22 protein-coding genes are annotated in these 21,652 nt (G+C 39.1%); 15 read left to right on the top strand and 7 right to left on the bottom strand.

Translation table 11 applies throughout. The features are described 5' to 3' along the window. The first annotated feature begins 421 nt into the window (after positions 1-421). The 11 genes from RM368_RS31635 to hypB all read left to right on the top strand — a co-directional run bounded on the left by RM368_RS31635 (position 422) and on the right by hypB (position 11,447). On the top strand, positions 422-1,396 hold the full coding sequence (locus tag RM368_RS31635; RefSeq protein WP_322697744.1) for a hypothetical protein: 975 nt from the start codon (positions 422-424) through the stop codon (positions 1,394-1,396). A gap of 167 nt (positions 1,397-1,563) precedes the next feature. After that, a complete protein-coding gene (locus RM368_RS31640) occupies positions 1,564-1,830 on the top strand; it encodes a hypothetical protein (RefSeq protein ID WP_322697715.1) in 267 nt (88 codons plus the stop codon). Positions 1,831-1,838: 8 nt separating this feature from the next. Then, the gene (locus tag RM368_RS31645; protein WP_322697716.1) at positions 1,839-2,063 is read left to right on the top strand and encodes a hypothetical protein; all 225 of its coding nucleotides are present in this window, start codon (positions 1,839-1,841) and stop codon (positions 2,061-2,063) included. Between the two features lie 280 nt (positions 2,064-2,343). Beyond that, positions 2,344-3,192: a NifU family protein gene (locus RM368_RS31650; protein ID WP_322697717.1), complete on the top strand. Its 849-nt coding sequence runs from the start codon at positions 2,344-2,346 to the stop codon at positions 3,190-3,192. 784 nt (positions 3,193-3,976) lie between these two features. Continuing rightward, the gene (locus tag RM368_RS31655) at positions 3,977-5,188 is read left to right on the top strand and encodes a hypothetical protein (protein ID WP_322697718.1); all 1,212 of its coding nucleotides are present in this window, start codon (positions 3,977-3,979) and stop codon (positions 5,186-5,188) included. Between the two features lie 27 nt (positions 5,189-5,215). After that, complete coding sequence (gene hypF / locus RM368_RS31660) at positions 5,216-7,564, top strand: carbamoyltransferase HypF (protein WP_322697719.1); 2,349 nt, start codon at positions 5,216-5,218, stop codon at positions 7,562-7,564. An 81-nt stretch (positions 7,565-7,645) separates the two neighbouring features. Then, positions 7,646-7,909 (top strand): HypC/HybG/HupF family hydrogenase formation chaperone, encoded by a 264-nt coding sequence (locus tag RM368_RS31665; protein ID WP_322697720.1) that lies wholly within the window; start codon positions 7,646-7,648, stop codon positions 7,907-7,909. Between the two features lie 33 nt (positions 7,910-7,942). Next, the gene (gene hypD / locus RM368_RS31670; protein WP_322697721.1) at positions 7,943-9,121 is read left to right on the top strand and encodes a hydrogenase formation protein HypD; all 1,179 of its coding nucleotides are present in this window, start codon (positions 7,943-7,945) and stop codon (positions 9,119-9,121) included. A gap of 61 nt (positions 9,122-9,182) precedes the next feature. Next, positions 9,183-10,286, top strand: a complete 1,104-nt coding sequence (gene hypE, locus RM368_RS31675) for a hydrogenase expression/formation protein HypE (RefSeq protein WP_322697722.1) — start codon at positions 9,183-9,185, stop codon at positions 10,284-10,286. Between the two features lie 13 nt (positions 10,287-10,299). Next, positions 10,300-10,641: a hydrogenase maturation nickel metallochaperone HypA gene (hypA, locus tag RM368_RS31680; RefSeq protein ID WP_322697723.1), complete on the top strand. Its 342-nt coding sequence runs from the start codon at positions 10,300-10,302 to the stop codon at positions 10,639-10,641. After that, entirely contained in the window at positions 10,632-11,447 is an 816-nt protein-coding gene (gene hypB / locus RM368_RS31685) for a hydrogenase nickel incorporation protein HypB (RefSeq protein WP_322697724.1), read from the top strand. The genes hypA and hypB overlap by 10 nt, the downstream gene beginning before the upstream one ends. A gap of 148 nt (positions 11,448-11,595) precedes the next feature. Here hypB and RM368_RS31690 read toward each other — a convergent pair whose 3' ends face one another. The 7 genes from RM368_RS31690 to RM368_RS31720 all read right to left on the bottom strand — a co-directional run bounded on the left by RM368_RS31690 (position 11,596) and on the right by RM368_RS31720 (position 16,236). Next, positions 11,596-12,444: an Rpn family recombination-promoting nuclease/putative transposase gene (locus RM368_RS31690; protein ID WP_322697725.1), complete on the bottom strand. Its 849-nt coding sequence runs from the start codon at positions 12,442-12,444 to the stop codon at positions 11,596-11,598. Positions 12,445-12,701: 257 nt separating this feature from the next. Then, positions 12,702-13,076: a hypothetical protein gene (locus RM368_RS31695; protein WP_322697726.1), complete on the bottom strand. Its 375-nt coding sequence runs from the start codon at positions 13,074-13,076 to the stop codon at positions 12,702-12,704. Beyond that, entirely contained in the window at positions 13,066-14,073 is a 1,008-nt protein-coding gene (locus RM368_RS31700) for an LLM class flavin-dependent oxidoreductase (RefSeq protein ID WP_322697745.1), read from the bottom strand. The genes RM368_RS31695 and RM368_RS31700 overlap by 11 nt, the downstream gene beginning before the upstream one ends. Before the next feature lie 356 nt (positions 14,074-14,429). Continuing rightward, a complete protein-coding gene (locus RM368_RS31705; RefSeq protein WP_069068421.1) occupies positions 14,430-14,792 on the bottom strand; it encodes a hypothetical protein in 363 nt (120 codons plus the stop codon). A gap of 384 nt (positions 14,793-15,176) precedes the next feature. Continuing rightward, a complete protein-coding gene (locus RM368_RS31710) occupies positions 15,177-15,488 on the bottom strand; it encodes a hypothetical protein (protein ID WP_322697727.1) in 312 nt (103 codons plus the stop codon). Between the two features lie 2 nt (positions 15,489-15,490). Then, positions 15,491-15,778: a hypothetical protein gene (locus tag RM368_RS31715; protein WP_322697728.1), complete on the bottom strand. Its 288-nt coding sequence runs from the start codon at positions 15,776-15,778 to the stop codon at positions 15,491-15,493. 35 nt (positions 15,779-15,813) lie between these two features. Continuing rightward, positions 15,814-16,236, bottom strand: coding sequence for a hypothetical protein (locus RM368_RS31720; protein ID WP_322697729.1), 423 nt, complete (start codon positions 16,234-16,236; stop codon positions 15,814-15,816). A gap of 1,018 nt (positions 16,237-17,254) precedes the next feature. On the opposite strand from RM368_RS31720, the gene cysK reads away from it, so the two are divergent. The 4 genes from cysK (at position 17,255) to RM368_RS31740 (ending at position 21,403) form a co-directional block, all read left to right on the top strand. Next, positions 17,255-18,214: a cysteine synthase A gene (cysK, locus tag RM368_RS31725; protein ID WP_322697730.1), complete on the top strand. Its 960-nt coding sequence runs from the start codon at positions 17,255-17,257 to the stop codon at positions 18,212-18,214. 589 nt (positions 18,215-18,803) lie between these two features. Then, positions 18,804-19,499 (top strand): NYN domain-containing protein, encoded by a 696-nt coding sequence (locus RM368_RS31730; protein ID WP_322697731.1) that lies wholly within the window; start codon positions 18,804-18,806, stop codon positions 19,497-19,499. Between the two features lie 99 nt (positions 19,500-19,598). Beyond that, complete coding sequence (locus RM368_RS31735; RefSeq protein WP_322697732.1) at positions 19,599-20,309, top strand: response regulator transcription factor; 711 nt, start codon at positions 19,599-19,601, stop codon at positions 20,307-20,309. A gap of 5 nt (positions 20,310-20,314) precedes the next feature. After that, on the top strand, positions 20,315-21,403 hold the full coding sequence (locus RM368_RS31740; protein WP_322697733.1) for a HAMP domain-containing sensor histidine kinase: 1,089 nt from the start codon (positions 20,315-20,317) through the stop codon (positions 21,401-21,403). The last annotated feature ends 249 nt before the right edge of the window (positions 21,404-21,652 follow it).

Here is a 21,652-nt window from a genome sequence, read left to right on the forward strand (position 1 = left end):
CTTCCTCCGTATTATCTCGTAGTCTTTTTCAGAAATCAAATATGATTCCTATAGTGCATATAAGTATGTCAACAATTCAATAAAGAATATTCGGATTGTGTCAAATGATGATACAAAAAGTATTTAAAAAATATTAGGTGTTTAAAACTGACATTAATATTAGCAATTTCCCCCTAGAATTTTATAAATAGGGTGTTTTATAGTAAAAAAATTGATTGGGCATGGGGTATTGGATATTGGACATGGAATCAAATCTTTTCCTAATCCTTAGCCTTTAGCTCAGACAAAAAGGGGAATTCCGCCTAAAGGACTCGAAGCCTGCGTAAATCAGTATGGCCCGTGATGAAATGCGTTTACGTATCTCCATCATTCATGGGTGTTAACAGACTCAATTCCCAATTGGCTAGAGTACGGCAGAGTTATGACCCCCAGCATTACAGATTCAGCGGTGAAGGCTGCGGTAGCAGCTGTTGCATCGGAGTCAGCCTCAGCAGAAGAAAAAATTCAAATGCTGATTGAGATAGCACAGGGTTTTCAAAAAAAGCCCAAAACTGCCCAAGACTTGCGGAATGCAGTTGGCTTATATTACCGGGCCTATGAAATGTGTGGTGAGGAGTATCTCCTACTGAAAGCCAGGGCGCAAGTAGGGATGGCGGGGACGTTACAGGCAATACCGGATGCTGACTACCAACTGTTGATGCAAGCGAAAGCAGGTTATGAAGAAGCACTGCCAATTTTACAGGAATTAGCTTCACCAGAGGAAGTAGCAGAGACGCAGATGAATTTTGGGCTGGTGTTGCAATCGCTTGTACCGTTCAATTTGGCACGGATAACCGACAGCATCCAGGCTTATCATGAGGCTTTGCGGGTGTTTACTTGGGAAGATTACCCCCAGGAATACGCGATTTTGTATAACAATATTGCGATCGCTTACCTTTCTATGCCCCTAGCATCAGAACGGGAATACTTGCGTCAAGGATTAGCTGTGCAATCATTTGAGGTGGCACTAAAGCATATTAATCTAATCGATCATCCCAGAGAATATGCGATGTTGCAAAATAATTTAGGTAACGCTTTGCAATATTTAGTGAGTTCCCATCCTGTAGAGAATAACTTGCGGGCGATCGCAGCTTATGATGAGGCGCTAAAAGTGCGTAATCTCCAAGATACACCTCTAGAGTATGCTAACACAATTTCAAACAAAGCCAACGCCTTATTCAACTTACCCGACAACTCAGAAAAACCAGAACTTGACAATCCTAAAAATCTCTCACAAGCACGTATTTACTATCAACAAGCTTTTGAAATATTTACCCAAAATCAACAAATAGAACAAGCAGAGATAGTAGCTCAAGCTCTACAAGATGTTGAAGCAGAAATAGTTAATAGGGAATAGGGCATTTGTGATTGGGCATTGGGCATTTGTCATTGATCATTGGTCACAAAAGGAGAAGTTCTTTAATTTTGAATTTTGAATTTTGAATTTTGAATTGATTTCTCTCCCTGCTCCCTCATCTCTCTACTTCTACTGCCCACTTCTCTAATTATCAGGAAAAAAACAGCATGAGAGATATTTTAACAAGCCCTTCTCTAAGAGATTTTCTCACAAGTTTAGCAGATGGTGACTTGAACATAGCAACAGAATTAGTCTGGATAATCATAGCAACAGCTTTGTCTATGGTTGGTGGTGCTATTGGTGGAATGCTGTTAGCTGGAAAAGATATTGGCTATCAGTTTTCAGCAATGCTTGGTGCATTGTTTGCCCCTGCTGGTGTAATTCCTGCTATTCTCTTAGGGTTTGTAATCCTAAATTTATTGATAAACTATTAGGAGTAAATATGTTAGAAATTGGCTGGTTTTCTGCCAAGTTATTTTTCAAAGGAAAATTACTGCGCGATCCAATGTATTTTGTTCAACGAACTGCTATTGCTACTGCTATAGGTTCGTTACTACTCGTGTTGTTTGCACAAATCGACATTCCTTTCTACTTACCAATAACATTATCTAGCCTCGTGACGGGCTTGATTATGCCATTTCTCCTCAAAGATTTCAAAATGAAGTAATTTATTATTGGTCATTTATGAATCAATGTGGTTCAGATAAGCCCAAAAACCTCATGTAGAGACGCGATTTATCGCGTCTTCAAAGACCAAGTACCTACACCAATAACCCTTAACTGAACCGTATTGATTTATGAATAACCAATGCCTCTAAAAAGTGCTGAGTAATGAGTAATGAGTAATGAGTAATGAGTGAGGGACAAGGGGAATTATTGAACAAATCTCTCCCAAGTATTCCCCCTCTTCCTTGTCTACCTTGTCTGTTCTTCATACCCAATGACTAATGACAAACCTTGAAGAATTAGTTCGAGAAATTAACCGCTTTGAGGCAATTATATCCGAGTGGGATGAAAGCCAACGGTGTGTAGCAGTTGGTCTAAAAAGGGCAATTGAAGCTTTGCATAAGGCAGCATTGACTAGTTTAATTAAAAGCCTCAAGCAAGAATCAATGTCAGGTTTGCGTCATGCTGTGACTGATGAAGTCGTTTACGCAGTTTTGCTTTATCACGAACTAGTAAAACCACCAAAACCACCATTAGCACAGCGAATTCAAACAGCCCTTGAAGAAGTTCGCCCAGGTTTAAAAAGCCATAATGGGGATGTAGAACTAGTAGCAATTAAGCCCCCAGATACAGTAGAAGTCAAATTAATCGGAACTTGCAGCAGTTGTCCGGCTTCAACTTTAACTTTATCTCAGGGAGTAGAACAAGCAATCAAAAATTATTGTCCCGAAATAACTAGAGTGGTTGCGGTTAATAATAACCCTGTTGTTAACAATGCAAGTTTTGGTTTAATTAGTCCATTCTCTTCAAAAATAACTTCTACTTGGATCAAGGTAGCGACTATTGAACAGATTCCTGAATTTAGTGTATTGGCAGTACAACTTGCTGGTAATTCCCTAATTTTACACCGTCAAGGTATTATAGTAAAATGTTACCGTAATGCTTGCACTCATCTAGGTTCTACCCTAGATCGAGGTAAAGTTGAAAATGGTATTATTACCTGTCCTTTCCACGGATTTCAGTACAAGTTAGAGACAGGTGAATGTTTGACTGCACCTGATGTTTCACTTCAGTCGTATCCGGTAAAAATTAAAGATGATAAGGTTTTTGTGAAACTGCAACAATTATGATACGAAAGTCACAGTTCGGCAAATATACTTGATAATTAGGAAATTACAGCTATTTTGCTTTTTCATATCAGTAGTTCGCACATTCACTTTAGCCTTGTGTGTAAGCAAAATATCTAAATGCTTTGTCAATATTTGACAATCTTCTCTGATTTGTGTAATTTAGTTGTTCATTTTAGGGTTTTGAGAAAGCAAAATCAACTTTGACTTACTCAAAATCAGCTTTGACTTACTCATTTTAGTGTTTTCCGCAAGCAAAACTAACTTTGACTTACTCATTTTAGTGTTTTCCGCAAGCAAAACTAGCTTTTACTTTCTTTTTTAAGTATATTGCGTACTCATGCAAAATATTCCTGTGTAGTAAAAGCGACAGAAGGAGAGATACAGCAGTTTTCTTTTGTATGAAGTACAAAGCTACGGGTTTGAAGGTAGGAGACAAAGGTAGAAACTGTTTATATCTGATGCGTGAATCCTATATTTTGTACCTCATGTACTTGCAAATTGCTGTATAATTAGGACTTACACAACGTCGATATTGTCATTGCAACCGAAACGGATTGTATGAAAGCAATCAAGGGCGTCAAAGGGGATTACTTCGCTATCGCTCTTAATGACAAAGTTACATTATTTTCGCGTAAGCTCTGATAATTTTCAAGAGTGATTAATAGGCAAGTCTCTTAAACTTTTTTTCACTTAATTTAAAAAAATATAATGAAAATCGTTACTGTTGTTACACGCCGATTCATATTAATGTTTTTAAATAATTATCAGCGTCTATCTGCGGTTCATGGATATTCCAATTATAAATCATCCCATATCACAACTACCGCTAGAAGTAACAGAAATTTCTCAATATTTACCTCTCTCATCTCAAGGTGCAGAGGTAATTTTAGGCAATATTCTTGAACCACAACAATTAGTGATACCTATAGCACCTAGTCCCATAACAATGTTTGGGCCTCGTGGTGCTTGTTTGTTATCAAATGGGCCTTTATGGGTATCAGATACCGGACATCATCGATTATTAGGATGGAAAAAATTACCCACAAGAGATAGTCAACCTGCTGATTGGGTTATTGGACAACCTGATTTTTATCATGAAGGGCAAAATGCTAAAAGTACACCGGGAAGCGCAACTTTAAGTGTCCCTACAGGGATTTGTGCTTGTGGTGAAGGATTAGCTGTAGCAGATGCTTGGAATCATCGAGTTTTAATTTGGAAAAATTTACCAGAAGATAACAATGTTCCAGCCGATTTGGTATTAGGACAAGCTAATTTTATTGATAATGAAGCAAATCGGGGAAGTCAACAAGCATCTGCTAATACAATGCACTGGCCTTATGGTGTTTTTTATCATCAAGGACGGCTATTTATTGCCGATACTGGTAATCGAAGGATATTAATTTGGCATCAATTACCAACAGAAAATGGTCAACCTGCTGATTTAGTTTTGGGACAACCGGATATGATATCTCGCAATGAAAACGGCGGTGCTTCTGCAACCGCAGCGAGTATGCGTTGGTGTCACGATATCACCTTTTGGGGAGAAAATTTAGTTGTCAGCGATGCAGGTAATCACCGAGTGATGATTTGGCAGGGAATACCAACAGAAAATAATGCCCCTTGTGCAGTGATTTTAGGACAAAAAAACTTTGATTTTGTGGAAATGAATCAAGGAGTTTATTATCCTAGTGCTAGTAGTTTGAGTATGCCTTATGGTGTCGGTGTGGCTGGCGACTGGTTAGTAGTTGCAGATACTGCTAATTCCCGGTTGTTAGGATGGAGAAAGCCAGAATCAATTTTATCACTGCAAGGTGTAATGGCAGATGGGTTAGCAGGACAAATAAATTTTCAAAGTAAAGGTGAAAATCGTAATTTCGGACTACCTAAACGAGATAGCTTAAATTGGTGTTACGGGATAAAAATTTGCGGTAATACAGCAGTGATAGCTGATTCTGGAAATAACCGAATTTTGCTGTGGCAGTTTAATAATTCGTAATTCGTAATTTTTGAAAGTCAGATTTATATGGCGACTGAAGAAATTAGAGTTGGCGGTACTGTTCAGGGGGTAGGATTTCGTCCTACTGTATATCGTCTGGCTAAAGCTTGCGGTTTGGGTGGAGATGTTTGTAATGATGGTGAAGGTGTATTAATTCGGGTATCTGGTAGTGAGGAAGCAATAACCAAATTTGTTGCTAGATTGCAAACAGAATGTCCGCCGTTGGCAAGAATTAATCAACTAATCAGAACTCCTTATGAAGGTGAATTTAAATTTGATGATTTTGTAATTTCTACTAGTGTCAATAATGTCATTAAAACAGAAATTACTCCTGACGCAGCTACTTGTCCGCAATGTCAACAAGAAATATTCGACCCTTTTAGCCGCTTTTATCGCTACCCCTTTACTAATTGCACTCATTGCGGCCCCCGCCTGAGTATTATTCGTGCCATTCCTTATGACAGATGCAATACCAGTATGTCTGCGTTTGCGATGTGTTCAGAATGTAAAAAGGAATATTATGATGTCGAAAATCGACGTTTTCACGCCCAACCTATAGCTTGTCATGTTTGCGGCCCCGCAGCTTGGTTAGAACGCGCCGATGGCAAATCGGTTACTGCTTCTATGTTTTCGATGTTGGATGATGTTGATGCTGTTTGTACTTTGTTGCAAAAAGGTGAGATTGTGGCAATTAAGGGGTTAGGTGGTATTCATCTAGCTTGCGATGCAACACAGGAAACCGTTGTACAAAAACTGCGTCAGCGAAAAAAGCGTTATCATAAACCTTTTGCTTTAATGGCGCGAAATATTGAGGTAATTGAAGAATATTGCAGTATCAACGCCAAAGAAAAAGAATTATTAACAAGTTCTGCTGCACCAATTGTTTTATTACAAGCGACAGGTAAAAAAGTAGTAGCGCCATCGATAGCATCAGGGCAAAATACTCTTGGTTTTATGCTTCCTTATACGCCCCTGCATCATTTAATTCTGCGGCGGATGAATCGCCCAATTGTTTTAACAAGTGGCAATCTTGCTGATGAACCACAATGTATTGATAATGACGAAGCAAGAGAAAAGTTAGGAACAATTGCTGATTATTTTCTCTTTCACAATCGAGAGATTATTAATCGGGTAGATGATTCGGTTGTGCGTGTTGTCGGTGATAAGGTTCAAACAATTCGCCGTGCCAGAGGATATGCACCAGCATCAATTAGTTTACCACTGGAATTTCACAAAGTACCGCAAATTTTAGCAATGGGCAGTGAGTTAAAAAATACCTTTTGCTTATTGAGTGAAAGAGAAGCAATTCTCTCTCAACATTTAGGAGATTTAGAAAATGCTGCTGCTTTCAACGCTTACCGAGAAAATTTAAATTTATACTTAAATTTATTTGAACATCAACCAGAAGTAATCGCCATTGATAAACATCCTGAGTATCTATCAAGCAAACTTGGTAAAGAACTTGCAGACACAAATAAAATCAAAATTTATCACATTCAACATCATCATGCCCATATTGCCGCTTGTATGGCAGAAAATGGGATTTCTCTAGATTCATCTCCAATATTAGGTATTGCTTTAGATGGTTTAGGTTACGGCGATGATAGTACACTCTGGGGTGGAGAATTTCTTTTAGCAGATTACCGAAGTTTTAAACGACTCGCAACATTTAAACCAGTAGCAATGATTGGTGGCGAACAAGCTATTTATCAGCCTTGGCGTAATACTTATGCTCAATTAGTAGCTGCTAATCTTTGGAATGATTGCGAACAAAAGTATCTTGACTTAGAAATCGTAAAATTTCTGAAAAACAAGCCACTTCAACTACTAAATCAACTTATAGAGAAAAGAATTAACTCTCCTCCAGCTTCATCAGTGGGGCGATTGTTCGATGCAGTGGCGGCGGCTATCGGTATTTATAGAGAAGAATGTAGCTATGAAGGACAAGCTGCGATCGCAATGGAAGCTATAGTAGATGTTAGCAGCTTAAATAATGATAAAGAAACGCTAATCTACCCTTTTAGTTTTGGCTTTTTAGATAGTATTTACTGTATAGACCCGCGTTCAATGTGGCAAGCCTTGCTAAATGACTTACAGCAGCAGATTCCCCAGCCAGTTATAGCTGCCAAATTTCACAAAGGTTTAGCAAATGCGATTGTGGAAATGGTTAAGCATCTTAGTCAAGAAAATCTGATTGATCGGGTAGTTTTAACAGGAGGAGTATTTCAAAATTGTATATTATTAGAGCAAGTTAGCAAACGATTACAAACATTGGGAATAAAAGTACTTACTCATAGCTTAGTTCCAGCTAATGACGGCGGCTTATCTTTAGGACAAGCAGTTATTGCCGCCGCACAATTAATACATGAGTGTTGATATTTGAAAAATTTTTCTCACAAATAGTTTTTTCTGTTTTCTTGGCGCCTCTGCGGTTAATTTACCCTAAAAAATAAAGAAATGTGCTTAGGAATCCCCGGAAAAATTATAGAAATTACCAACGTTAACCATAAATTAGCCATAGTTAGCATTGGTGGTGTTAAGCGCGAAGTAAATATTGCTTGTATCGTAGATGAACAACATCCTCCCGAAGCTTGTGTCGGTGATTGGGTACTAGTGCATGTTGGCTTTGCGATGAATCGAATTAATGAAGAAGAAGCGGCAGAAACATTACAACTCTTCCAAGAATTAGCAGCACAAACACTACCAGAAAAGCGAAATTAACAGATACATAAAAATCATTACTCCTCACTTCCTATGAAATATGTTGACGAATTCCGCGAACCGGAAAAAGCTGAAGCGTTATGCCGCGAAATCGCCAAATTATGCCATCGACTAGAAAAACCCATCAAAATTATGGAAGTATGTGGCGGACATACCCATTCCATATTTAAATACGGCATCGAAGAAATATTACCCCAAACCATCGAACTAATTCATGGGCCTGGTTGTCCAGTATGCGTAATGCCAAAAGGGAGATTAGATGATGCGATCGCCATATCTCAAAATCATAACGTCATTTTTGCCACCTTTGGCGACGCAATGCGAGTTCCCGGTTCCCAAACGAGTTTACTGCAAGCTAGGGCACAAGGTGCAGACATCCGTATGGTGTACTCTCCCCTAGATAGCCTACAAATTGCCAGAGATAATTCCGACAAAGAAATAGTTTTCTTCGCATTAGGCTTTGAAACCACAGCCCCCAGCACCGCCTTCACCATTCTGCAAGCAGCTGCCGAAAAACTTCATAACTTTAGTATGTTTAGCAATCACGTCCTCGTGATTCCCGCCCTCAAAGCACTATTAGATAATCCCGACTTACAACTGGATGGATTTGTTGGGCCTGGCCATGTCAGTATGGTAATTGGCACTGACCCTTATCAATTTATTTCCCAACAATATAATAAGCCGATAGTCGTTTCAGGATTTGAACCCTTAGATATTCTCCAATCAATTTGGATGCTATTGCAGCAGTTAGTAGAAAATCGTTGTGAAGTCGAAAACCAATATAACCGAATTGTAGAAAAAACTGGGAATACAGTAGCACTACAGGCTATAAATAAAGTTTTCGCCGTGCGAGATAGTTTTGATTGGCGCGGTTTAGGTGACATACCCTATTCAGGATTAAAAATTCAACCTGAATATGCCCAATTTGATGCCGAACTTAAATATACCATTCCTAACCTCAAAGTAGCCGACCATAAAGCTTGTAAATGTGGAGAAATCCTCAAAGGAGTTTTAAAACCTTGGGAGTGTAAAGTATTCGGTACAGCTTGCACACCAGAAACGCCAATCGGTACTTGCATGGTATCTTCCGAAGGTGCTTGCGCAGCCTATTACAAATACGGGCGACTCTCCACAACTGCCAAAAAAACAATCGCCCAAAAACCAAAAATAACTCAAGAACCCCTCCCCGCCTGCGGCTTTTCCTCAGACTAATAATACTCCGCGTACCTCTGCGCTTCCCTCTGCATTACTTTGCGTTTAAAAAAATTTAAATATGAATATTCCCCCCACAAACTCAATACAAAATCCTCTATTTGAAAAACTAGAAAAAGTTCGTCGTCACCAAACCAAAGTGCAAGACACTCATATAACCCTCGCACATGGCAGTGGTGGTAAAGCCATGCGCGATTTAATAGATGATATCTTTGTCAGCAATTTTGATAACCCAATTCTCTCCCAATTAGAAGACCAAGCCACTTTCAACTTAGCCCCTCTCCTCCAACAAGGAGACAGACTTGCATTTACAACAGATTCTTATGTAGTAGACCCATTATTTTTCCCCGGTAGCGATATAGGAGAATTAGCCGTCAACGGTACAGTTAATGATTTAGCTGTTAGTGGTGCTAAACCCTTATATATAACTTGTAGCGTAATTTTAGAAGAAGGATTACCCGTAGAAACTTTGCGGCGTGTTGCAGCCAGCATGAAAATAGCCGCAGAAAAAGCGAGTATTCAAATTGTCACTGGTGACACAAAAGTTGTACATCGTGGTGCTGCCGATAAACTCTTTATTAATACTGCTGGTATTGGTATCATTCCAAGAGGAGTTAATATTTCTGCCCAAAATATTAAACCTGGAGATGCAATAATCATTAATGGCGAAATAGGCAATCATGGAACAGCAATTTTAATTGCCCGTGGCGAATTAGCCCTAGAAACTAATATTGAAAGTGATTGTCAGCCATTACATAATTTAGTAGAAACTATCCTCCGTACATGTCCCCAAATTCACGCTATGCGAGATGCTACGCGCGGTGGTTTAGCTACAGTACTAAATGAATTCGCCCTCAGTTCCGATGTGGGAATTCGTCTATACGAAGAATCTATTCCAGTACGGGAAGAAGTCAATGGAGTTTGCGAAATTCTTGGTTTAGACCCGTTGTATTTAGCTAATGAAGGTAAGTTTGTTATAGTGGTTCCAAAAAAGAATGCTGAAAACGTTTTATCAGCTATGAAATCTCATCCAGCCGGAAAAGATGCTTGTATTATTGGCGAAGTTATACCTTCACCCCCAGGTATTGTATTGTTAAAAACAGTTTTTGGTGCTGAAAGGATTGTTGATATGTTAGTAGGCGACCAATTACCACGAATTTGTTAATAAATTTTATAGTATGCACGAACTTGGAATTACCCAAAATATTGTGGCAATTGTGACTGAACATGCCAAAGGCGCAAAAGTGCAGCGAGTTTTATTAGAAATTGGCAAACTTTCAGCCATTATGCCTGACGCTATCCGATTTTGTTTTGATATTTGCACTCAGGGTACAGTTTTAGAAGGGGCAACATTAGAAATTTTAGAAATTCCAGGTTTAGGGAGATGTCGCCAATGTAGTGCAGAAATTTATTTAGATAAACCATTTGGAATCTGTAACTGCGGTAGCGTGGAATTAGATTTAATTACTGGTGAAGAACTTAAAATTAAAGAAATAGAAATAGAGGAATTATGTGTGTAACCTGCGGTTGTTCTGATGATGGCGAAATAAAAATTACAAATTTAGAAACAGGTGAAGCTCAATATAACCATACTCACACTTTACCAGATGGTACTGTCATCACTCACTCCCACAGTCATGACACTCATATAGAAGCGCCTCAAATTCATGCAAAAATACACAACACAACAATATCTTTAGAACAGAATATATTAGCAAAAAATAACCTACTAGCTGCCCAAAATAGAGGATGGTTTAAAGGTCGAAATATTCTTGCTTTAAATTTAATGAGTTCTCCCGGTGCTGGAAAAACAACTCTTTTAACGCGAACTATCAATGATTTAAAGCATCAATTATCTATTAGTGTCATTGAAGGCGACCAAGAAACTGCTAACGATGCTAAAAAAATTAAAGAAACAGGTTCTAAAGTCATTCAAATAAACACCGGAACAGGCTGTCATTTAGATGCCTCAATGATAGAAAGAGGTTTACAACAACTGAATCCGCCATTAAGCTCAGTTGTGATGATTGAAAATGTCGGAAATTTAGTTTGTCCAGCCTTATTTGATTTAGGAGAAAATGCAAAAGTTGTAATTCTCTCTGTTACAGAGGGAGAAGATAAGCCGCTAAAATACCCGCATATCTTTCGTGCTAGTAACATCATGATTATCACAAAAATTGATTTGCTACCTTATATAGATTTTGATGTTCAAAAGTGTATAGAATATGCTATGCAAATAAATCCTAAAATTCAGATTTTTCAGGTTTCTGCAACTACTGGTGCTGGGTTAGAAAATTGGTATAAATGGTTAACTGCATCATTATAGTAAAAACTCTGCGCCCCTCTGCGCTTTCTTTAGCTTACCTCTGCGTTTAAACTAAAACCTGTCAAATTAAGTCAGTGACTTATGAAATCCTTCTGGAAGTTCATTAAAACTGGAAGTATTTTTTCTAACAAGTTTTTTTACCAGTAAATCAATCACAAACTCGCTGTAGTTCCTCAACTGTATTTAGGGTTTTGATAGCCTGTTGAATCACTTTTAATCGCTGTAAATCTGTGATTTGGTAAATGATTGGCATTAAATCTAAGCCAGGAGTCCCAAATTTAATCTCCAGTGCCAATTCAATACCTGAATATAATTCCTCTCGTCGTCCCCGTGCTTCTCCTTCACGTAAAATTTCTTGATACCAAGGCGACTCACGCAACACAGCCATATCCCACCTCATGATTTCTTGGACTAGGGCACTCTCTATTACAAACGTAGCAAAAAAAGCCAAAACTGTTTCAAGTTGATTTAATTGTTCATCTTGACGCAGAATTTGCAAGGCTTCTCGAATTACAACCTCGTTTTCACCGCCTTTGAGGATGGGTACAAATGGAATTAAGGATGGTAATGGTGTTTCAAAGACAGTATTTACATCAACTTCCCATAGGTTAATCACCCGATAATCTTGAGTTGCTCTTAAGCCTCCAACATTTGATGTATATGTTGTAGGTATTTCTGTGTTAGTTTCTTTAAGAATATTGATTAATACTGGATAGGTAGGTAAATTATATTTTTCTTCAGCTAGAGCTGCATAAGCACGCATCCGTCGTGGCATTTCCGGTTTATAGCGCAGTTGTAATTCATTGACAACTAGAAATTTTCCATACTGCGGATTTTCGACACGGATAAGTACATCACTTTGTCTACTAACCCACTGAAATTCTGAGTTGAGAATTTCACCTACAATAACATCGGGAATTTGTGTTACCCATTTTACCCAGTTATCGGGCGCAAGACTGATTAGGCGTTTAGTGCTGATATCAGCAGGTTTGGACATAAGCAAGTAGATAAGTTTAGATAATCGCTACTGCACTTTTAATTAGACTACCACTGAGTGTAGACATAGCGATCGCCTAAATATTTCTGTCTCAAAATACAAAAATAAACCAAAATTACAGTAGTTATTCCTACTTCAATAACTAACTGCATTCAATTTTAAAAATGAATTATACCTCTCATAAAATACAACACCCTGCACTTTAAAAGTACAGGGTGGAAAACAGCGGTAAAGATGATTCCCAGTTTCTATTTACCTCAAAGCCAATCTCGATAAGCTGATATTTCATTTACGCTGATTTCAAACGGCGTTCCTTTGCCGAATGGCGGATAAACGCGGATTTTACCATTGCTAGCAAACCGCTCTAACCGATTACCCAACTGGGGAATATTGCTGACAATATGCCAGTAAGATACTAAGTCAGGGCAGTCAATAATTAATGTGAGGATGTTAGCATTTGTTGTCAGATACCATTGACAATTAGATAACAGTACTCGCGTAATGCGATCGCAAGCTAGATAAAAGCATCTACCAGCAGACTGTTCTAACTCCATTTGCAGCATTCCATCCTGTTTTGTTACCTCAGCGGGAGGTAAATCATCGGGAGGAAGCAGGTATAGTTTAGAAGACATAATTTCGCACCTCTTGGTTGTAGCGCGTCAAACTCTCTAGGTTTTTTTGCAAATCCGCAGACGAGGGTTTGAGTGCTAGCGTACCTAAATTTAATTCGTCCTGAAATTTCTTGATTTTGTCTCGACAAGTCTCCACATCACCGATAATTGAATTCTCAATCAAATAGTCTTCATCGAAACAAATATTTGTGCGGTCGAATGGTTTTTGGTTGGGATTCGGATTATTCTGCAATAATTCAGCCGAATTAGCTTTCATTTTTTGGCTAAATTTGCGAACGAAAGGTAACGCTTCACTCACCGCCTCGTCAAATGTTTTGCCAACAAAAAAGAAGCGTGCCAGCACTAATTTTTCCGCACCACTAGAATTTAAGGCTCGATATTTAGCAACAGTATCCTTCAATCTCTCTAGAGAAAATGGTGGTCCACCCATCAAGCTGAAGGAATGTTTAGCAGCAAGCTCAATACCATCATCACCACCAGTGGCAACATACACTGGTATTTGACTTTGCAATGGTTTTGGGTAAATCGTTAAGCGATCGCATTGATAATATCGCCCATTAAATGATACATCAGTTTCATATAAGAGCTTTTGAATCAGTGCGATCGCCTCTAGCATCTTGGGACGGGATTCACTTGGGAGGGTCGCAAAATGCTTGTTTTGTTGAGGAAAGGGGCCACCTTTAGCAACTCCAAATAATAATCGTCCATTACACAGATTATCCAAAGTGGCAATATCTTCCGCCACCCGAATCGGGTTATGGAATGGCAGCAACACCGCCGCAGTGCCTAATTGAATAGTTGAAGTCAATCCCGCCAAATGTGCCATTAACACCAACATGGACGGGCTGAGATTAGATTCACTAAAATGGTGTTCGCTAACCCACGCTTCCTCAAAACCTAAGCTTTCTGCCTGTTTTACCAGTGCAACTTGCTCAAAGATGGCACGACGAGCATCTTGGTGAAAATTATCGTAATTGCAGAAAATTCCAGTTTTCATTACTTGCGTTGATACTTTGTATTCACCGTAGGTGCTGGTTATTCTAGTGGTCGATAGGTTTGTAGTAAGCACAAAGCGTGCTTAAATATTTGAGGAATAAAGTCCTCTCTACAAAAGAATTTACCCCTCTCAATTAATGTGATGAAGCAGAATTCAGAAGCCAGAATTCAGAATCCAGAATCAATTAGTGGGGGATTCAGACCGATCACTTTCTTGTTGACCACTAAATCGTTCGCAAAGCGTCTCTGAAAGAGAAGATTTAGTGGGGGTCTTAAACCTCTTGATTCATTTGCCAGTCGCACAGAATTCATGCTGAATTCTAGCTCCTGATTCCTGAATTCTTTCTTGATGAATCACTAAGTTGCAACCCACTGCAACTCTAACCATAGACGTGGGTTGTTCTCTTTGACCTTCGACATCGGATCGCGCAACAATCGCTTGGCATTCATACAGACAACCTGGATTAAACCCATGTTGTCAGCTACTTCTCTGAGTATTTCTTTTTGAGCTTGCACGCAGGAAATCATTTCGTCAGAGCAATAAATTCCTATATATTGCAAACGTCTAGCAGGTCGTCCCCAAAAACAGGTAATGACTTTCACATAACACCCATCCAGCAATTCTCCAACTTGCGGGTAGTAATGGTTGACGACTCTTGTGAATTCTTTGGCTAAGATATCTTCAGCAATCATTGGAACTGATATTTCTGTAGCGTCCATCACGCTATTTAATATAACATAATTTTATCAATTAAATATGACAAAATAGCTAATTAAGCTTAAATAAAAGCTTAAATATTACATAAAAAAAGAGGTGTACCTCATTTGGCATCACCTCAAATTTGCGTAAAGCATCTTTATATTCAAGAAAATATCAAAGTATTAGTAACACCTTTAAAAATAGAATTTTTAGCTATATAAAAAAACCTAACTGTGGGAATTTCAAATTTCTTAATTCCGCGCAAATGGACGAAAGTTTATCTAGCTATAATTCCTAACTTTTAGGTATATTCACTCTGATATCGAAAATTATGAATTCAAATAGAATGCATTTAACTAGCATCTCTCAACATTGAATTCTAACTTTTGAATTGTTAATTATTATTAGCGAGCATTGCGTTCACAAACTAAGACCTCTGCTATGATTTCCGGTACATTTACAAAGTCCGTAAATCCTTCAGAACCACGGATTGGTGAAATAAATGTATAGTTTGGATCGCACGCTCCAGTGTCATATACTTGAATAAACCACCGATCGGGAAATCCTTCTATACCTAGTTCCACAGTGTACCAACTCTCGCCAATCAGACGAGAGTTAAAGATTGTAAACCACTCTCTGTTCTCTTCTGAAATATTCCAGTCTGCCATGAGCAGTTCTAAAGCTATTTGTCCCGCATCCGTTGAAGTCAACAGCATTTTTACTCCTTATTTGCAACTTCAGTATTTGCAACTTCAGTACTGGGAACTTCTGGGTATAAACCTAATTCTTTGGCTAGCTCACGTGCCACAAAAAATAAAAATTGGGCACCATCTTGATTGCCTTCATGAGCAAACATAGTAGCTACTTGTAACATTGTTTCTACTAAACCGGAATCAATCAATTCGGGTTTAGCTTCCAAAATTTCTGGTTCTTGACCATTCGGACATCTGAGTAACTCATCAATCAGATTAAAATACAAGCTTTGGCGTTGTTCTTGCTCTGTCATGGTAATTTTCTTGATTTTAGTAAATTGTGAATAAGTTACTGTTCGATACTTTGGCGCCACAGCCTTTCCAACATTTCAACTTGTTCTTTTAAAACAGCAGCACGATGAACCAGATATCTGTCGTAAAAGAGAATCCCTAACCCAACACAAATCGGGGTTAACAAGAAGAACCATTGCAGGATAGTGGCAAATTTATATTGTTCAGCAACAGTTAGCATTTGATGAACCACATTGCGATCGAAGGATTGAATGCTAGTCTGAGGGGAATGTGTACCCTCTTTCTGGGGAGCCAAGGCGGGAGCATCTGTAGTTGTGTTGTTAACTTCGTAAGCGAAATTCTGAGGTTTTACTAACTCTAGATGTCGCTCCCAAATTATGCCAAATACTACTAGTCCTGGTGAAAGCACTGCTAAGGTAACGACGCAAACTGTGAGAACATTAAAAACTTTGGCTTTCATCTTGGCTCTCCCTTGCTAGGTAGTATGCACCCAGTAAGAAAATATCTTTTGCTGTTTATCTAAAGTAGGTATATAATTTCTACCTCTCAAACAGTTTTGATATTAAAATATGTGTTAGTGGTAATTTTTACAATCATTAGTTGCCAGTTATTTTTCTCGTCACTACTGAATACTGACTAATAAAAACTTACCACTCTTTTTACAAAACATAGGATTATTCAGTCAGAAAGAACGCACTTGATTCGTGAATCTGGTTTCATCCTACTCTCAAAAGGGAGATTAAGAAGTCCCCCCTAGTTCACTAAGCTTTCGCTCAGGAATGTTGGGGGGTAGAGGGGAATCTCTGCGTAAATCCTATACGATTTATATCAGCCGCTCTCCACCAAACAGTTTACCCCAGCCCTGTTAAGATTATTAAATTCATTATAATAGTACTCAAAGCCTGTAATCCATGTCTGATAAGTCTTATAAAAATTCATTGGGGTATGGGTGCTAGTGTTTTTTGGACGGGGTTCTAGTATTTTCGAGGTGGGGTTCTGGGGTTTTTGCACTCAATCTCAAAGCAATGTAGGCAATGGTTAAAGACTGTTTTAGATGCAATTTTAAATTGACAAAATCTGCACTCAGAAGAAAATATCAATGTCTCTCGATAAAGATAGACTAATAAATTAATAAAAGCAATTAAATATTTTGAAAGTAAATTAGATTTTCAGAATAAATAGAAAATAAGTAAAAAACTATTCATATATACAGAATTATAAAAATTGAATCTCAACTTAAGGACAATAGTCAGCAATTCCAAATGGTAAAATAGAAGAATGGTAAGCTAGCCTCTTAGAAAGTGAGAATCAATGGGAATATCTCATAAAAGTTCTTCCTAAACTTTCATATTTTGTGGTTTAGTTAGAATATATAGTATATGCACTCATTGACATTAAATGGCAAAATAAATACATCAAAGCTTATTGTTATAAGTAAATACTCTGTACTTAAGATTTAGGATTTTAGGGGTTAAAGAATGCGAATTGCTCAAGACATCACAGAACTAATTGGACGAACTCCTTTAGTTCAACTGAACAAGATTCCTCAAGCTGAGGGAGTAGTTGCAAGAATAGTTGTTAAATTAGAAGGGATGAACCCAGCGGCTTCGGTGAAAGACCGCATTGGGTTAAGTATGGTACTCTCGGCGGAAGCCGCTGGCTCAATTTCCCCAGGAAAAACTATTTTAGTCGAGCCTACTTCCGGTAATACAGGAATTGCTCTAGCAATGGTAGCAGCAGCGCGTGGCTACCGTTTGATTTTGACCATGCCAGAGACAATGAGCCAAGAACGGCGCGCTATGCTTAGGGCTTATGGTGCTTCTTTGGAGTTGACACCAGGAACTGAGGGTATGCGGGGAGCAATTCGTAAAGCCGAAGAAATTGTGGCTAATACCCCTGATACTTTTATGCTGCAACAGTTCCGCAACCCTGCTAATCCCAAAGTTCACCAAGAAACCACCGCCGAAGAAATTTGGACAGATACAGACGGGGAAGTAGATATCGTCATTGCTGGGGTAGGTACTGGTGGAACGATTACTGGGATTGCCGAAGTACTTAAGCAGCGCAAACCGACTTTTAAAGCGATCGCAGTTGAACCCAGCAATAGCCCAGTCCTCTCTGGTGGTGAAGCCGGGCCACACAAAATTCAAGGTATTGGCGCCGGATTTATCCCAGATGTCCTTCGTTTAGAATTGGTTGATGAAGTAATTCGAGTCAGCGATGAACAAGCGATCGCCTATGGACGACGTTTGGCAAAAGAAGAAGGCTTATTATCTGGGATATCCTCTGGTGCAGCTTTGTGCGCTGCAATTCAAGTAGGTAAACGAAAAGAAAATGCCGGACGTTTAATCGTGATGATTCAGCCTTCCTTTGGCGAACGTTATCTCAGCACACCCATGTTTCAAGATTTATCTTTAGAAACTGCTGCGGTGCGTTAAGAAGACAGGGGGACAAGAGAGTAATAAATCTCCTGTCCTTCTGATTTGGCTCTTAGATAAATTAAGGCAACTTACTTTTTGAGTTACCTTTTGAGGTGCGATCGCATCCCATATTACGTTGTTGGTGCTTCTAACTCTTTGAAACTCTCACAGCTGCGTAAATATTGCTAGGCTCATTTCCCCTAAAAGCCGTGGTATTCTTATGCGGAATTTGCCTATGTCGGGTTGTTCTTATTACAGGTTTTACAGTTCATATCTACCCAATTATAGATGTAGTGCTTCTGGGTTGAGTGCAATACAGACCTAACAAACAGTCCTTACCCTGACAAAAAGATTTATTTTCTCGAAACTCTTGCTGTCTGGGTGGGTAAAGATTAACATATCTGTGGGCAGAAGCAATATCTCGTTAAATCAACCATAACAATAGTGAAAACCTTGCGCTGTCTATTTTGAATCTTATCTAACACTAGTTAACCTTATCTGCATATAGTGACTTCAGACCATTACCTGCTAGGTTATAAATAAAGCACAGACTATACTATAGAAAATTTAGTCAAAATTCTTTACAGCTTTAAAATCAGAGGTATCAATGATTATAACTAATTTTAGCAAACAAACAAATGAATTTAAGGAATCTAAAGTACTCAAAGCGAAACCACATTGGCAAGGGCAAAATTTGAGCGATACTGCTGTCAAAGGTAAAGATACCAAGATGCGAGATCCTGCACCTGATAGTTCGATTTTGAATAACTTAAATCGCGGTCGAGTTGCTATTTTTATTGATGGCTTAAGCCTGTTCCATACAGCCTTACAACTCGGCATAGAAATTGACTACGTTAAATTGCTTTGTCATTTAACTAGTGGTTCCAGACTGCTGCGTGCTTTTTTCTATACTGGGGTTGATATCAGTAATGAAAAGCAGCAGGGTTTTCTCTTGTGGATGCGTCGCAATGGCTATCGCGTAGTGGCAAAGGAACTCGTTGTACCAACAGAAAATTTCAAAAAATCAAATCTGAACGTAGAAATTGCTGTAGATATGATAACTTTAGCTCCTTATTATGATACAGCGGTTTTAGTCAGTGGCGATGGAGATTTAGCTTATGCTGTGAACGCTGTCAGCAGAATGGGAGTTCGGGTGGAAGTAGTCAGTCTGCAAACAACCACTAGTGAAAGTTTGATTGATGTTGCTGACTGCTTTATTGACCTTGATAGTATTAAAACACACATTCAAAAAGATTCTAATCTTGGCTATAGTTATCGCACAGCGTCAAATTCAAACCTCTAATTAAAAAGAGCAAAGAGTGGGAGACACAGGGACGCATAAAATATATCTCTGTGTCTTTGTGTCTTTGCTCTGTCCATTTTGCTCGATCTTATATTTCTGATGGATATTTTAATAGTTGAAGATGAGCTAGAAATTGCTCGTTTAATCGAACTCTCTTTAGAAAAAGAAGGATTTTTTTGTCGCACTAGTCGCGATGGCATGAATGCTTTGCGGATGTTTCAAGAGCAACCACCGGATTTAATCATTCTAGATTTAATGATTCCTGGTTTGGATGGGTTGGAAGTTTGTGCCCGAATTCGCCAGAAACCAGGTGCGAAAGATCCTTACATTTTAATGCTTACTGCTAAGGGTGAAGAAATCGATCGCGTCATTGGTCTGTCTACTGGTGCTGATGATTATATGGTCAAACCCTTTAGCCCCAGAGAGTTAGTAGCTAGGGTGCGGGCACTATTACGGCGTAGCCTCCGCCAAGGAGGACAACATCAAGTCAATCGTACCCAACACTTTATTGTCGATGTAGACCAGCGCACTGCCAGTCGCCAGATGAATTCCAAAGAACCTGAGATTTTGGATTTAACTACCCTAGAATTTAACTTGCTAACCACCTTTGTCAGCAATCCTGGTCGAGTTTGGAACCGCACTCAATTAATTGATAAACTTTGGGGAGATAATTTTTTTGGCGATGAACGAGTGGTAGATACTCATGTAGCTCGGTTGCGAAAAAAAATTGAACCCGATCCGGCAAATCCGACTTTTATTAAAACTGTTGTTGGGGTGGGCTATAAATTTGAAGATCCTCTGGTGGCGTAAATGTTATGAAGATGGGGCTGAGAGGGCGGCTATTTTTCTCCCACTTAGTAGTAATGATCGTGGGGGTAGCTAGTCTGGTGAGCATCAGCAAAATCTCTTCCCCGCGCTTGTTTGTCTTGCATTTGGAAGGATTAGAAAATCAGGGGTTCGACTTAATCGATGTCCGTGCTGAATTGGTTACAGGATTTGAACTTGCTTGGCAGCGCAGCACTCTTTGGTCTGTCTTAGTCGGCACTACCGCCGCCGGAGGATTGAGTTACTGGGTGTCGAGACGAATTATGCAGCGATTGACCGAGATGGAACAAATCACCCAAAAATTTGCTGCTGGTCAAATGGATGCACGACTACCTGTGTCTGACATTCCAGAACTTAGTGGATTGAGCAGTAGTTTCAACCGTATGGCTGCCAGTTTAGAAGACGTAGAAGCGCGGCGGCGAGAAGTAATTGGAGATATGACCCATGAACTCCGCACACCATTAACTGTAGTGCGCGGTTATTTAGAAGAACTGGCTGATGGGGAAATTGAAGCGTCTCCTGAAATCTATCGGCGTTTAGCGAAAGAAACTCGACGCTTAGAACGGTTGGTGAACGATTTACAAGAACTATCCAAAGCAGAAGCCGGTTATCTACCAATTAATATCCAACGGATAAATTTGCGTCCGTTGTTAGAGTCATTAGTGGAAAAATTTTCCGACCAATTATTAGAAGATGGGCCAGTTATGCTCTTGCAATGTCCATCTGTACTACCTCCTGTATTGGCAGATATTGACCGCACGGAACAGGTATTGGTTAATCTGCTAGGTAATGCAGTTCGTTACACTAACGAAGGTTCAATTACCATTACTGTTGGGGCTGAAGCTTCTCAACTCTGGATTGCGGTTAGTGATACAGGCATTGGTATCGCTCCAGAAAATTTGCCTCATGTGTTTGAGCGCTTCTGGCGAGCCGATCAATCGCGCGATCGCCATTCGGGAGGTACTGGTATTGGTTTAACTATTTCCCGCCGTTTGATTGAATTACAAGGCGGTCAAATTCAGGTAGAAAGCGAATTGGGAGTTGGTAGTACGTTTCGATTTTTTCTGCCTTTGGCTTGACAAAACCTTGAGTTTTAAGGGATTGACACAAGGTAGTCATGGCTGTGTCATACCCAATTGCTAATTTGAAAGTATCCAAAATTCTAGGTTGTTGATGAATGCCAGGATTTTAGAAATGCATAGAGTGTAACATTATGTCTACTTTTATTTTGGCTGCTTTTTTGGTTAGTTTACTCAGTGCTTCGGGTTATGCTGCGATCGCCTACTTGTTCCCTCAAAATCGCTCATTAAAATAATTCGTAATTCATA

It is taken from the genome of Nostoc sp. DedSLP03 (assembly GCF_034530815.1).
Taxonomy (GTDB): Bacteria; Cyanobacteriota; Cyanobacteriia; order Cyanobacteriales; family Nostocaceae; genus Nostoc.

Coding starts and splice junctions, on each gene's coding strand:
- RM368_RS31635 (WP_322697744.1), top strand. CDS start 422: ATGACCCCCAGCATTACAGATTCAGCGGTGAAGGCTGCGGTAGCAGCT.
- RM368_RS31690 (WP_322697725.1), bottom strand. CDS start 12,444: ATGTCCAAACCTGCTGATATCAGCACTAAACGCCTAATCAGTCTTGCG.
- RM368_RS31740 (WP_322697733.1), top strand. CDS start 20,315: ATGAAGATGGGGCTGAGAGGGCGGCTATTTTTCTCCCACTTAGTAGTA.
- RM368_RS31735 (WP_322697732.1), top strand. CDS start 19,599: ATGGATATTTTAATAGTTGAAGATGAGCTAGAAATTGCTCGTTTAATC.
- hypB (WP_322697724.1), top strand. CDS start 10,632: ATGTGTGTAACCTGCGGTTGTTCTGATGATGGCGAAATAAAAATTACA.
- RM368_RS31695 (WP_322697726.1), bottom strand. CDS start 13,076: ATGTCTTCTAAACTATACCTGCTTCCTCCCGATGATTTACCTCCCGCT.
- RM368_RS31700 (WP_322697745.1), bottom strand. CDS start 14,073: ATGAAAACTGGAATTTTCTGCAATTACGATAATTTTCACCAAGATGCT.
- RM368_RS31650 (WP_322697717.1), top strand. CDS start 2,344: ATGACAAACCTTGAAGAATTAGTTCGAGAAATTAACCGCTTTGAGGCA.
- hypE (WP_322697722.1), top strand. CDS start 9,183: ATGAATATTCCCCCCACAAACTCAATACAAAATCCTCTATTTGAAAAA.
- cysK (WP_322697730.1), top strand. CDS start 17,255: ATGCGAATTGCTCAAGACATCACAGAACTAATTGGACGAACTCCTTTA.
- RM368_RS31655 (WP_322697718.1), top strand. CDS start 3,977: ATGGATATTCCAATTATAAATCATCCCATATCACAACTACCGCTAGAA.
- hypD (WP_322697721.1), top strand. CDS start 7,943: ATGAAATATGTTGACGAATTCCGCGAACCGGAAAAAGCTGAAGCGTTA.
- RM368_RS31645 (WP_322697716.1), top strand. CDS start 1,839: ATGTTAGAAATTGGCTGGTTTTCTGCCAAGTTATTTTTCAAAGGAAAA.
- RM368_RS31705 (WP_069068421.1), bottom strand. CDS start 14,792: ATGGACGCTACAGAAATATCAGTTCCAATGATTGCTGAAGATATCTTA.
- RM368_RS31715 (WP_322697728.1), bottom strand. CDS start 15,778: ATGACAGAGCAAGAACAACGCCAAAGCTTGTATTTTAATCTGATTGAT.
- RM368_RS31665 (WP_322697720.1), top strand. CDS start 7,646: ATGTGCTTAGGAATCCCCGGAAAAATTATAGAAATTACCAACGTTAAC.
- RM368_RS31730 (WP_322697731.1), top strand. CDS start 18,804: ATGATTATAACTAATTTTAGCAAACAAACAAATGAATTTAAGGAATCT.
- hypF (WP_322697719.1), top strand. CDS start 5,216: ATGGCGACTGAAGAAATTAGAGTTGGCGGTACTGTTCAGGGGGTAGGA.
- RM368_RS31720 (WP_322697729.1), bottom strand. CDS start 16,236: ATGAAAGCCAAAGTTTTTAATGTTCTCACAGTTTGCGTCGTTACCTTA.
- RM368_RS31710 (WP_322697727.1), bottom strand. CDS start 15,488: ATGCTGTTGACTTCAACGGATGCGGGACAAATAGCTTTAGAACTGCTC.
- hypA (WP_322697723.1), top strand. CDS start 10,300: ATGCACGAACTTGGAATTACCCAAAATATTGTGGCAATTGTGACTGAA.
- RM368_RS31640 (WP_322697715.1), top strand. CDS start 1,564: ATGAGAGATATTTTAACAAGCCCTTCTCTAAGAGATTTTCTCACAAGT.